Origin of the sequence: Photorhabdus bodei (genome assembly GCF_003287735.1) — a bacterium.
Lineage (GTDB): Bacteria > Pseudomonadota > Gammaproteobacteria > Enterobacterales > Enterobacteriaceae > Photorhabdus > Photorhabdus kayaii.
The window spans coordinates 156081-168930 of the sequence record NZ_NSCM01000003.1 but is presented as its reverse complement, the minus strand read 5'-3'; the positions used below and the strand labels follow the sequence as shown (position 1 = coordinate 168930).

At 44.2% G+C, this 12850-nt stretch carries 9 protein-coding genes; all 9 read right to left on the bottom strand.

Annotated features, from left to right (window positions below):
* Positions 1 to 5 precede the first annotated feature (5 nt).
* The 9 genes from CKY02_RS04185 to CKY02_RS04145 all read right to left on the bottom strand — a co-directional run bounded on the left by CKY02_RS04185 (position 6) and on the right by CKY02_RS04145 (position 12731).
* Entirely contained in the window at positions 6 to 2408 is a 2403-nt protein-coding gene (locus CKY02_RS04185) for a GNAT family N-acetyltransferase (RefSeq protein WP_112894336.1), read from the bottom strand.
* The gene (locus tag CKY02_RS04180) at positions 2408 to 3709 is read right to left on the bottom strand and encodes a lysine N(6)-hydroxylase/L-ornithine N(5)-oxygenase family protein (RefSeq protein ID WP_112894335.1); all 1302 of its coding nucleotides are present in this window, start codon (positions 3707 to 3709) and stop codon (positions 2408 to 2410) included. Before CKY02_RS04180 ends, CKY02_RS04185 begins: the two co-directional genes overlap by 1 nt.
* 30 nt (positions 3710 to 3739) lie before the next feature.
* Positions 3740 to 5287, bottom strand: coding sequence for a pyridoxal phosphate-dependent decarboxylase family protein (locus CKY02_RS04175; protein WP_112894334.1), 1548 nt, complete (start codon positions 5285 to 5287; stop codon positions 3740 to 3742).
* Positions 5288 to 5462: 175 nt separating this feature from the next.
* Positions 5463 to 6239: a siderophore-iron reductase FhuF gene (gene fhuF / locus CKY02_RS04170; RefSeq protein WP_167405263.1), complete on the bottom strand. Its 777-nt coding sequence runs from the start codon at positions 6237 to 6239 to the stop codon at positions 5463 to 5465.
* A 310-nt stretch (positions 6240 to 6549) separates the two neighbouring features.
* Positions 6550 to 7362, bottom strand: a complete 813-nt coding sequence (locus CKY02_RS04165) for an ABC transporter ATP-binding protein (RefSeq protein ID WP_112877262.1) — start codon at positions 7360 to 7362, stop codon at positions 6550 to 6552.
* Entirely contained in the window at positions 7347 to 8408 is a 1062-nt protein-coding gene (locus tag CKY02_RS04160) for a FecCD family ABC transporter permease (RefSeq protein ID WP_112894332.1), read from the bottom strand. Before CKY02_RS04160 ends, CKY02_RS04165 begins: the two co-directional genes overlap by 16 nt.
* On the bottom strand, positions 8395 to 9408 hold the full coding sequence (locus CKY02_RS04155) for a FecCD family ABC transporter permease (RefSeq protein ID WP_112894331.1): 1014 nt from the start codon (positions 9406 to 9408) through the stop codon (positions 8395 to 8397). Before CKY02_RS04155 ends, CKY02_RS04160 begins: the two co-directional genes overlap by 14 nt.
* Positions 9405 to 10418 (bottom strand): iron-siderophore ABC transporter substrate-binding protein, encoded by a 1014-nt coding sequence (locus tag CKY02_RS04150; RefSeq protein ID WP_112894330.1) that lies wholly within the window; start codon positions 10416 to 10418, stop codon positions 9405 to 9407. The genes CKY02_RS04155 and CKY02_RS04150 overlap by 4 nt, the downstream gene beginning before the upstream one ends.
* A 69-nt stretch (positions 10419 to 10487) precedes the next feature.
* On the bottom strand, positions 10488 to 12731 hold the full coding sequence (locus CKY02_RS04145; protein WP_112894329.1) for a TonB-dependent siderophore receptor: 2244 nt from the start codon (positions 12729 to 12731) through the stop codon (positions 10488 to 10490).
* Between the last annotated feature and the right edge of the window lie 119 nt (positions 12732 to 12850).

Below are 12850 nucleotides of genomic sequence, written 5' to 3'. Positions count from 1 at the left end.
CTATTTTACGAATGACCAAATTTGGCAATTGGGTTAATCAGGTTATCAGCAAACTGTAAACTTTGAGCCGGATCAGCTAAATCAAGCATCTGACGGTTATTCGCTATTTGCAGGCGGTTTAGACAGCAGCGTTTAATCTCTGGTGTAAATAGATCGTAACGTACAAATTGCTCACTCAATTCAGGATGGTTGTGCTGATAGCTTAAAATACAATCTGCTACGGCCTGCCAGAAAAGATCCTGTGAATAGTCACCCTGTTCATCCAGTATTGCAGCCAGATAGCGGAATATACCGTCAAACACATCAGATAAGATAGTTAGTGTTTTCATATCTTCGGGCATGTCTACTTTGACTCGACGCGCTTTTTCCGGTAAATCGGCGTCGGGATTCATGACCAGAATCTCTTCCGCTAAATCTTTCATGAAGATGTGCTGTGGAACATGGTTTTCCAATACCATGATGATATTTTCGCCGTGTGGCATAAACATCAGATCATAAGCGTACAAACAGTGTAACAGTGGCGCAAGATAACTCTCTAAATAGCGACGTAACCATTCCTGAGTAGGTAGGCCGGAGGCTGAAATTAATGCAGGCAACAGGGCATTCCCTTGCTGATCACTGTGCAGTAACGCAGCCATCGTCATCACTTGTTGCCCAGGTTCAATTAGTTGCAGTGGGTTTTCTCGCCACAGTGCCGCCATCATTTTTTTATAAGGCGTATCACTACTGATTGCTTGCTCGTAATAGCTGTTTTTGAATCCAACACTGGCGACTTCTCGTAGAATTTTAAAACGATAATGTTGCAAGATGGGATCTTGTGTTACCAGATCGAATAGCCAGTCGTTAATGCCTGGCGTCGTCGCCATATAATAAGGTGATAAACCGCGCATGAATCCCATATTTAGAATGGACAATGCCATTTTTACATAATATCGCTGAGGATGAGTGCGATTGAATAGGGTACGGATTGACTGTTGTGCCTGATAGGTATCAGCACCAATACCAAGATAGACCAATTTCTGATTAGCAATATCAGGAGCAAACACCGATGCCAGTTTGTTCTGCCATTGCCAGGGGTGAACTGGCATCAGGAAATAGTCTTCTGGATTAAGGTTAAGCGCGATTAACTGCCGGTTAAATTCAGCTACTGTGGTTGTGCCTAGCTCTTGTTCCAGCAACTGTTGATAATTGAGTTGCTCGATGCAAGCAAAGTGTGCCTTGCTCTTATGTGCGGCCAACCATATTAAATGCATAGCAGAGGCGGCTTCGGGACTAAAGTTCTGGAAATCACCAATATCAAAACCAATCCGGCCATTGTTGGCGACGAAAGAGGGATGTCCCTCCATCATCTCCCCTTCCAGCGCCTGAAAATCAGTATTCACGAGATCCATTGCACTGATACCGATTCTGTTATGCTTAAAAGCACTGCTATAGAGAGTACTGGTAATTTCTTCCAGATAGGTAGGCATTACGACATCACTGATGCCAATTTGTTGTTTGAACTCAATAATGAATAGCAAGGAATCGAGTGCTTTTTCTTCTCCGTTGGCATTTTTCTGTAACGAATCGGCATCAATCAGCCAGTGATCCAGTGCCATACGCCGTGCCCGGAAAGTATAGCTGACCAGAGGGTCAGCGTTATCCAAACGGTAATGGTGATATCCATCACTATCTGCTTTTTCAGTTAACTGTTGAGGCACGAGTAAACATTCATGTGAAAATTCAGAAATCGCTTTACACAAGTGCAGACGATTAACTTTCAGCCAGACCGCCGGTTGCAAGTGCATGGCATTTGTCATCAATGAGCCTGAGTGGGTTGATGTTGTCGCTTGATGTTCCCGCTGTAACGCAATCTGATGTTGTTCTCTGGTGCAAAAGGCCAACTTGGCTGTTTTATTCGGTAATACCAATGCCTTCTGATAAGCAAAACCAGCCCGTAGATTAAGCTTGTGAATTTTCTCATTACGTATATCAGGTTCAACCACAATGCGAGCCACAGTAGGATCACTAAAAATAAAGGCCATGATGGTTTGGAAAATTCCCCAGGTGAAATGCCTTATTTTTTCTTGCGGTGGTGCAACCAGAATATGCATTCCCATATCATCTGGGTGTGCCGGATAATATTTTCCAATCAGATCATCTTGTGCACGATAACACTCTAATAGAAAAGTAGGTTGCCCCCGATATATTCCAATAAAGACACTGCCCGGATGGCTGGATTCTAAATTATAATAAAATTCCCATACTTGTTTCTCAGTATTGTTTTGCATTCCCCAATAATGGGCGTAATCCCGGTTAACCCAGTCAGTTAATATGGGAATGTCCTGTTCCAGATCCAGTGAACGTAATGCGAAGGTACCTATTTCAGGCAAGGATTTTTCAAACAGTGTAGGATTAAAGACGGACATTAGCATACTCCTTCGGTGTCAACGCTGAACTGCTGGAAAGCGATACTTTTCTCAATCGGATAATGTTCAATACCGGTAATTTCATGAATCAGGCAGGAGTTGCGATAACAGGCCATTCCCAGATCTGGCGTGACAAAACCGTGGGTATGTAACTCCACATTCTGTATGAAAATGGTATTGTTCTGATCGATACTGTAATTACGCTGTACACCATAACGCCCTTTCTCATCCCAACGGATAAGGTGATGTATACCTTCAATAAAAGTCGGGATTTGATACTGAAAGCCGGTAGCCAGAACGACTCCTTCGGTGTCCAGAGAAAATGGTTGCTCCTGTTCGTGTTGGAATAACGCCAATGTTAGGTCGCGGCCATTTTGGGCATGGCTAACTTGTTGTAATTCACTATTGGTATATAAATTGACGTTTAACTTACCATTTAACCTTTTGGTGTACATTAAATCGAAAATATCGTTGATTAATGAACTATTGATACCTTTATAAAGCTGCTTGTGGGACAAATTTAATGCATCACGTTTTTCGCCCGGGAGACTATAGAAATAATCTACATATTCTGGTGACGTCATTTCTAGTGTCAGCTTGGTATATTCCAGCGGGAAAAAACGTGGCGAACGGGTAAGCCAATTAAGTTGATAATCGAATTTATCAATATCACTGAGCAAATCGTAGAAAATCTCTGCGGCACTTTGTCCACTACCCAGAACAGTAATAGATTGCTTTTGTTGTAAAGCTTCTTTGTTCTTCAAGTAATTACCCGATGTCACCATCTGATCAGAGAAGGGTTGGCAACACTTTGGAATATAAGGTGCAGGTCCGGTACCCAATACCAATTTTTTACAAACAAATTGGTGTTGTTGCCCAGTTAGCGTATCTGAACAATGTAATGTATACAGCGAGGCATGTTCATCATGGCTAATGCTGTCAACGCGTGTGTTAAAGCGTAGATTAGATAATTGTTCTGTCGCCCACTGGCAATATTGGTTGTATTCCTTACGCATCAGGAAAAAACTTTCCCGGATATAAAAAGAGTATATTCTCCCTTTTTGCTTGATGTAATTAAGGAAGCTAAGTGGATGAGTGGGTGATGCCAGAGTCACCAGATCTGACATAAAAGGGGTTTGCATGGTGGAATTTTCTAGCATCATTCCCGGATGCCAATCAAAGCCCGGTTTTTGATCAATGAACAGGCTATGAACATCTTTTAGTGGCTGAGTTAAACATGCTAGTCCGAGATTAAAAGGACCTATTCCAATGGCGATAAAATCATAAGGGCGAGTTGTCATAAAATTTTCTCCTGGTAAACAGTATTAATCTCATAAGTTGTTATTATGGGTTGCCAGAAAATCGTTTCCGTGCATTACGATGCTGTGCACAATTTCTTGTAGATGTTGCTGGTTTGTTGCCGGGTTAAGGAAAGTAAATTTCAGATATTGTCTACCATTGACTTTGGTACCCGCAATAACGGTATTACCTTCACGGAATAGTGCCTTACGAATGTCCGCATTGATGGCGTCAATATCTGCATCAGGTAATTTTTGTTTAGGAATAAAACGGAAAACCAAAGTACTTAATTCTGGATAATGAATAAGTTCAAAATAGGGATTCTGTGCCATTAATCGATAGGCATCCTGAGCCGTATCGACCACTTTATCAAAAGCTTGTCCGAGTCGTTTTGCACCCATAATTCGTAATGTCAGCCACATTTTCAATGCATCAAAACGACGAGTTGTCTGGATACTTTTATTGACCAGATTGGGCGTACCTTCTTGTAACGCACTGAGTGGATTTAAATATTCGGCATGATAAGTCAAATGGGATAAATGCTTCTTATTTTTGACGAAGAAAGCACTGCAACTAACGGGTTGGAAGAATGACTTATGGTAATCCACCGTGACAGAATCCGCTAAATTGATGCCTTCCAGTAGATGAGCGCGGCGAGGCGAAACCAGTAAACCGCATCCGTATGCCGCATCCACATGTAACCAGATACCATACTGTTTGGCGATAGCCGCGATAGGATGAAGTGGGTCAATACTGCCGAAATCTGTGGTACCCGTCGTAGCAACAATGGCAAAAGGAATGTTGCCCTGTTCGATGCATTGGTTAATGCTTTGTTTCAATGCTTGAGGGTCCATGCGGAACTCACTGTCATGAGGAACAGAGATAACGGCGTTATATCCCAAACCAAGGATAGCAGCGGCTTTTTGTGTACTGAAGTGGCTGACTGTCGAGGTAAAAATACGTAGTTTATGAAAATCTGTCGGCAGACCATGTAGCTGATTTTTATGTTCAGGATTGCGCTGGTGACAAAAGTGGTCCCGCGCAAGTAGTATTGCCATCAGATTTGATTGGGTACCGCCACTAGTAAAGATACCATCGGCATTTGTGCCTAATGCCATTTTATCTCGTGTCCAGTCGAGAACTTTTTGCTCTATTAGTGTCCCGCCAGCGCTTTGATCCCAGGTATCCAGTGAAGAATTAATCGCGCCAATAATGGTTTCAGCCAGAACAGCGGGTAATACCAGTGGACAATTAAGATGAGCAACATATTTTGGATGATGAAAATAAACAGCATCTTTAAGATAAAGTTGCTGTAGCTCATCTAAGGCCTGGTTTAACGAGGTCAGAGGAAGATCTAAATTCACTTTAGAAAATAGCGGGGATAGTTCATGGGGTAATATCCCACTGAAAGGTCTATCTACCCGCTGTAGTATTTTCTTTATTCTGGTAATGACATTATAGGCGTCATCAAGATAGTCTCCAGCACTATGCATATTTAAGAAATATCTGGAAAAATCTTTTTCCGTTATATGACTATCTTCCGTGAGTGGATGGTTTAATAGCAGAGCATCTCCGTACATTATATGTCCTTGTTATTTCATATATAGGTTGTAATTTGGTTATTTCCCAACATAATTAATTTTATTATGTGTAATATTGGGTTAGAGTAAATAACTGTTGAATAATAGCGCGATTAAATCATAATAATCTCTTTCTACCTAAGCAGATAAAAATTAAAAGTTATAGAATAGAATGTTAATGTTTGTTTTCTACTTTGGATTCCAAAGGGCAATCATGGCAATTACCGACGCCAGGTAGTTTATTTCTCTGGCAACAACTGCGACGTTGCATATTGTTATGCCGTAAAATGACAGTACGGTAAAGGGGGTTATCTCTACCATCAGGTAATTGTGGTTCCATAAAAAGACCATTTATAATTTCTTGATATAACTTGCTATTTATTCTTGAGCTGAATTCTGCAAGATACCAATACATAAGATAACCAATATTATTCCACAGGAGACGTCTATTTATCCCTTGATATGATTCAATCTTTTCGCATACGGGAATAATATGGCGCTCCAAGAGAGAATAGTGGCGATGGAGTAATGATGAAGGAGCCTCATTCAGCCAGGTCAAATTATAGTAAAAAATATCTGGCCTACCGCTATCATGGAATTCAACCTGAAAAAGATTGTAATGGGTATCCACTGCTTGTGGATATTCCAGCAACATTAACATCATTGGGGGAATAACTAGACCAAAATACCATTGTGCCCATAAGGAATATAGGGCTTTCTGGTTAGGTTTTATATCATTGTCACCGTAATATTCATCTTGATAGCGCTGAATTAATACTGGAAATTTCCTTATGTCTGACCACTGAGGGAAATTCATGCTAGTAGTAGGGATATTATCTGCATTTATTCTCATGGTGGAAGAAAAATGGCTAAACGTTTGTTCAAATAACTGAATGATATCTTCAATTACCACTGTGGTTAAAGGTGTAATTGAATGCTTTGTCTCTGACACCACCAACTCCCTGCTTACATGTTCATACCACCTGATTGTAGTATCTTACATATGACTAATCATTGTAAATATAATTATGATAATTATTATTATTATCATTGTTATTATCAAGTGGTAAATATTTTGAGCGCCTATATTGCTTGCTTGTTAATACGACAAAACTATATACCCGTCATCTTTCAAGTTGCCTCTTTCTGTTGGCTGCACTCGCTCACCTCGGTCACATAGTTATCTATGCTCCCGGGGATTCGCTCCCTTGCCATCGCGATCCATCTTGAAATCCATAGGGTATAGGCAGCTCATTTCCCGTTCAGATAGGATTGTATCTTGGGATAATTAAAGGTTTACCAGATTCTGGATCGCAAATAATACGGCAGGCTAGACCAAACACATCAGCGATACTCTGCTCATTGATAATCTCTTCTGGCACACCTTCGGCGTAAATTTTGCCATTTTTCATCATGATTAAATGTGAGGCGTAACGTAGTGCCAGGTTAATATCGTGTAGTACCAGCACCAATGTTTTTCCCTGTAAATGTAAACGTTGACAAAGATCGAGCATTTCAATCTGATGGGTGATGTCCAGATAAGTGGTTGGTTCATCTAACAGTACAATGGGTGTTTGTTGTGCCAATGTCATAGCAAACCAAGCGCGTTGGCGCTGACCACCGGAAAGCTCATTCACTAACCGTTGCGACATCTCCTGGAGTTCGACCGCATGTAAAGCGTCGTTAACTGCTCGCTCATCTTCTGCTGACCACTGTCGTAAAAAGGATTGATGAGCGTAACGTCCACGTGAAACCAAATCGTATACGGTCAACGCTTCGGTGATGATTGCCCCTTGTGTTAGCAGAGATAGCTCACGTGCTACCGTTTTTGGTTTGTAATGTTGAATATTGTTCCCATCAAGCAGGATTTCGCCGTGCTGTGGAGTTATACCTCGGCTAATGGCGCGTAGTAGTGTCGATTTTCCACAACCATTTGGGCCAATGATGACGCTGAATTCACCATCACGAATAGAAATATCCAGACACTCAACAATCGTTTTCTTGCCGTATGCTAGCGAAAGCGCTTGGGCTGTTAGTCGTGAGGCGGTGGTTGAGGAATTCATATCGAATGACATGACTTTGTTCTCCTTAATTCAGCGTACAGCAAATACATCAAATAGACACCGCCTACCCCTGCGGTGATAACTCCTATTGGCAGACGTGCCGAAGTAGGAAGTAGCAAAGTCATTAAATCGGAAGCGAGCAGTAGTAATGCTCCCACCAGTGCCGAGCAGAACAGCGCGGTGCCTTTGGCCCGTACTAAGCGGCGGGCGATTTGTGGAGCAGAAAGTGCGATAAAAGCCACCGGTCCGACAACCAGTACCGCCATTGAGGCCAGTATGACCGCCAGTGACAAACTCATAAGCTGAATGATACGTACGGGTACACCGAGCGTATTAGCAACTTCATAGCCCAGATTAACATAGTTCAATTGCCGTCCTAGCCAGAGTAGAAGCGGAACAAACAGTATCATCGTTCCATAAATTAACCCAACATCTTGCCAGCGCCGGTTGGCGAGGCTACCGTGCAGCAGCGAAGCAAGTTGTTGCGCCTGCTCAAGGCGCACATTCGAGATAGCAAAATTAACAAATGCCATACAAAGGGCGGCGATAGCAATTCCAGAGATGACAATTCTGGTTGTTTGCATTTGTCCGGAGGCGCTAATGTTTCCTGCGTATACCAGTAGTACCGCGAAGCTGGCTCCTAGCAGCGCACCTAAAGCAACGGGGAAAACGCCAGGCCAGATGATCAGTGTGGTGACGATCCCTGCGGCAGCACCGGCATTCACGCCGATAATATCGGGGCTACCGAGTGCGTTACGGGTTGTTAGTTGAAAAAGTGAACCTGAGAGTGCCAGTGTTGCGCCTGCCCCGATAGCCACTAATGCGCGGGGTAAACGTAGCTGTGTGAGAATAAATTCCTGATAAGGGGTTGAAGTTGTTAGCCAGGGGTTGTCGATACCTTGCTTACCCAGTGCTAGAGAGAGATAAAATAGCACTGCAAGCAGTAGCAATATCAATAAGATGGCTCTTTGGGTCCGTTGTGGAGGTACAAGAAAAACAGCAGTTCCCAACATGAAGGTTCGAATTTTTGCCGGTCTGGATAGGTTAATCTGCGACATAATTAACTCCACGATAGGTTTTAATAACCAGATAGAGCAACGGTCCACCGATTCCTGCGGTGATAATTCCCACCATGATCTCCCCGGGTGCTATCACCAACCGCGCCAGGATATCGGAAATGAGCAACAGGCAAGGCCCGGCGAATAGGCAATAGGGTAGTAGCCAGCGGAAATCGCTGCCAACTAAAGCCCGCATCAAGTGGGGGGCAGCCAAGCCAATAAAGGCAATGGGGCCTGCCATAGCGGTAGCCACTGCCGCCAGCATAGTAGCAGTAATAAGCGACAACACGCGGGTGCGGGCAACATTGGCGCCAAGTGAACTGGCGATGCTTTCACCAAACACCATCACATTCAGGGAAGAGCTGAGTGAAAGAGTCAATATCAAGGCGAATAACAGATAGGGTATCAGTGAACTCGCTTCCGCCAGAGACATTGCGCTAAGTGATCCAATAGTCCAGAAGCGGTAACTATCCAGTACATGCGCATTCATTAATACGAAACCTTGCACAAAAGCAAATAGACAGGCGTTAATGGCAGCACCAGTCAATACCATGCGTGCTGGATTGTTATTACGTTGTCCTCCACTGAGCAGGTAGAACAGCAATGTAGCTAGACTTGCGCCAATAAATGCTGTCCAGAAGCGTGGAAGTTCATTCAGTATGGGTATGAAAGAGAAACTGACGACCACCGCAGCAGCACCAGCGTTAACGCCCAGTAAACCCGGTTCGGCGAGTGGATTACGCAGCAATCCCTGTGTTACGGCACCGGAAAGCGCCAGTGCTGCGCCGGCCATGATGCCAATTAACGTACGTGGTTTGCGGGCATTGATGACCAGATCGCTATAGCTACCACTGTCACCTAACCAATAGTGATGCCATATGGTTGATAGTGGTAACATTTTTGCGCCCAGACTCAGGCTGGCAATAATACAAATGAAGGTCAGTAGTATCATGAGACCTAAGCCAAGCAGCAGTAAGAATCGGCGTTTAGGATTTGTCATGATGATTTAATTGCCTCTGCCAGAATCGGTATAAATTGTGATAAACCCCAGCGCAAACTAAGCGGTGTACCGTAAGACATAGCAACGACCAATGATTGATCGGTTAGCGGAATATAACCTCCCTGATGTACAGCTCGGATGGATTGAAATAACGGCTGTGCTTCCACTGCTTTACGTTCTTGTTCATTATTGAACCAGGTTATTAAGATATCAGCGCCATTAAGATAATCCGCATTTTCCAGTCCAATATTGGCGGCGAAACTGCCGAAGGGATCGGCCAGTGTGCTGACCGATGGCAGTAGCGTTAAACCAAGATGGACTAAGGTATCGACGCGTGGATCGCCTTTGACGTATACCGATAGCATGTTACTGCTGATACCCGCTTTGATATAGGCGAAAGTGTAGCCACTGATATGCGGGATAGTATTACCTGATTCGCGTAATATGGCATCCAGTTCAATAGCGAGTTGCTCTCCTTGCGGCTGTTTATCTAGCGCACGAGCAATTAATTCAATCTGCTGTTGTGGTGTCGTGAGCCAAGGGGCGGATGGATAAGCGATCACTGGGGCGAAATATGATAAATGGTCATAAATTTCTTGGGTGATGCCTGATTGGGTTGCCACAATCAGATCCGGTTTGAGACTAATTACCTTCTCAATGTCTAATTCGGGGTACATATCTATCACAGTTGGCAAAGTCTCGCCACGCTGTTGTATCGCCTGTTTAAACCACGGCAGATAGCCCTGTTCATCCCCGCCCCAACGGTGGGATTCGATACCGACAGGAACGATGCCAAGATCCAGTACGATATCTTCCGCTCCTGCACCCAAGGCAACAACACGTTGGGGTTGATGTGGAATCACCGCTGTACCCAATGCGGTAGTTATTTCTTTAGGATAACCGGGCTTGTCTGACGATATATTGTCTGTTCTGGCTGGCTTATCACAGCCAGCCAGCAGACTGACCAACAGCACCAATACGGCAAACCCTTTGTAACGCTTCAATTTCATTATTTTGTTTTCCTTCAAATAAATAGAAACATAAGGTTTGCCGTCCGCAGTGTCATTATGACTTTAAACTCAGAACTTATAACGCAAGATCGCTTCAATATTGCGAGGTGCGCCATAGTAATACTGAGAATATTGGCCGAACTGGGTGTAGTAGGTCTTATCAAAGACGTTATTCAGGTTAACCGTTAAAGAGAGATCCGGTGTGAATTGATAACGGCTCATGAGGTTAACCACCGCGAAACTGTCTTGCTTCGCTTGCATTGATGTTTTCCCAGGCCCATCAACGGTTAACCAGGTTTTATCCTGCCAGTTAACACCACCACCGATGGTCAGATTACTCATCGCACCTGGCAGGGTGTAGGTGGTAAACAGTTTAAACAACCTGTTTGGCGTATTGGTATTGATTCGTACACCATTAGGATCTGTTGCGCGGAATTGCGTGTAACCAGTATAAAAACGCCAATTATCCGTCAGTTGACCACTGATTTCTGCTTCAAACCCGCGAGTTTTGGTGCCATCCACTGTATAACGAGGAATGGAGAGATCCGGTAGTCTCGGTGCATTGTTATCTACTAATGGCAGGTTATCTTGACGGATTTCAAAGACTGCCAGTGAGTAATCAAGGCTGTTATCGAAGGCAACACCTTTTAGGCCCACTTCATAGTTTTGTCCGGACACTGGGGCAAGCAATTTATTATTGCGGTCACGGTGGCTTTCCGGGTTGAATATTTCGGTGTAACTGGTGTAAATCGACAAGTCTTGAGTAATGTTGTAGATCAGTCCACCGTAAGGAACAAATTCGTCACTATAGCTGGCATTTTGTGGAGTATTGAAATTATCACCGCGTGTTTGCCAACTGGTTACTCGACCACCAAGGATCAAAGTCAATGGATCTGCCAGAGAAATCTGAGTGACTGCATAACCTGCGGTCTGTTCATTACGCCCTTTTGAGCCATAAGTTCGCGTATTACTCCACTCTGGTTCAGGATATTGCCAGCCAGGAGAGGTGAAGTCACCCATCCCTGGACAGCTATTTGGACGTGTAAGCATACAGGTTGCGTTGAAGTAATCGTTCTGGAAATCCTGTTGCTGGTGGTTTAAGCCGAAGCTGACATGATGAGTACGGCTAAATAATCGGTAGTCACCGTTCACTTGTAGATCGTAGTTTTTCTGGCGGCGACTGCCATCGATGAGTGTCATGTTACCTGGCACCATACCAATATTGGTGCTACGGTTAGGAAAACTTGTTGCCCACAGGACTTTTTGGTCCAGAGCGTTATTATCATAAGTAAAGGTGCCTTTTACACTCCAGCCGTTGTCAAAGTTATGTTGCAGGCTGGTAAAGGTAGAGAAGGTCCGAACTTTTGAAAAAGCCCAATCGGGTGCGTAGCTGTCGCTGCGTTTATAGTCTGTTTTGCTGCCGTCTGCAAAGTAGATTGGCAAACCACCAAACATACCGCCGCGGGTGTGGTTACGTTGATAATCAACGCCTATAGTCAGCAAGGTATTTTCTGTCAAATCTGCTTCAAGAACGCCATGGAACGGGTATCTTTCGTTGTTATTGCGATCAATAAAAGAGTTGGCCGCTTGATAGGCTGTAACGAAACGCCCGCGTAGGTTGCCACTGTCATTTAACGGGCCAGAGAGATCAAGGCCAGTGCGCCATTTATCCCAAGAACCCACGCCGGCAGAGAGTTCGCCACGGAAATCACGGGTCGGACGTTTACGAATCAGGTTAACGGCTGCTGAAGGATTGCCTGGGCCAACCATCAAACCGGCCGCTCCACGTACCACTTCGATACGATCAAACAGGTCAGCATCCAGAAGATTGTCGCCATAGTTAAAGCGGGTGTCGTAGTAGGTCGCAACCCCATCACGCAGGATGTTATTGATGGACATGCCACGAGAAGTAAACCCAAAACGATCACTATCAAACTGGCGTACGCTCATACCGGTTGTGCTATCGATGACGCTATTAACACTGTCCAGATTTTCGTCAAGCATACGTTGTTTGGTCACGACACTGACGGTCTGTGGTGTTTCACGCGCCGAGAGGTTTAAACCGGTGGCGGTGACCATCGACGTGGTATTGTACATCCCGGATTCTTCGGTCACCCCTTCATGTTCTGCTCGTGAAGCGGTGACGAGTATCTTGTCATTTTGGGCAGTGGTTTTATCGCTTGTGCTCTGTGCACTTTCCGCGACTGCGTAGCTATTTCCCATCAATACTAACTGTATCGTCATTGCAAGGGTTGTCTTTTTAATCATGGAATCCTTTCGCAAAAACGGATACATCACTTTCTTATTATTCATTACATCCCCAAATTAAGTCTTTTGGTATTTATACCCGTCATCTTTCAAGTTGCCTCTTTGTTGGCTGCACTCGCTTACCCCGGTCACATCGTTACCTATGCTCCCGGGGATTCTCTCCC

Excerpts from the sequence above, each read along its gene's own strand:
- CKY02_RS04185 (WP_112894336.1), bottom strand. The coding sequence starts at position 2,408 with ATGTCCGTCTTTAATCCTACACTGTTTGAAAAATCCTTGCCTGAAATA.
- CKY02_RS04180 (WP_112894335.1), bottom strand. The coding sequence starts at position 3,709 with ATGACAACTCGCCCTTATGATTTTATCGCCATTGGAATAGGTCCTTTT.
- CKY02_RS04175 (WP_112894334.1), bottom strand. The coding sequence starts at position 5,287 with ATGTACGGAGATGCTCTGCTATTAAACCATCCACTCACGGAAGATAGT.
- CKY02_RS04165 (WP_112877262.1), bottom strand. The coding sequence starts at position 7,362 with ATGTCATTCGATATGAATTCCTCAACCACCGCCTCACGACTAACAGCC.
- CKY02_RS04160 (WP_112894332.1), bottom strand. The coding sequence starts at position 8,408 with ATGTCGCAGATTAACCTATCCAGACCGGCAAAAATTCGAACCTTCATG.
- CKY02_RS04155 (WP_112894331.1), bottom strand. The coding sequence starts at position 9,408 with ATGACAAATCCTAAACGCCGATTCTTACTGCTGCTTGGCTTAGGTCTC.
- CKY02_RS04150 (WP_112894330.1), bottom strand. The coding sequence starts at position 10,418 with ATGAAATTGAAGCGTTACAAAGGGTTTGCCGTATTGGTGCTGTTGGTC.
- CKY02_RS04145 (WP_112894329.1), bottom strand. The coding sequence starts at position 12,731 with ATGAATAATAAGAAAGTGATGTATCCGTTTTTGCGAAAGGATTCCATG.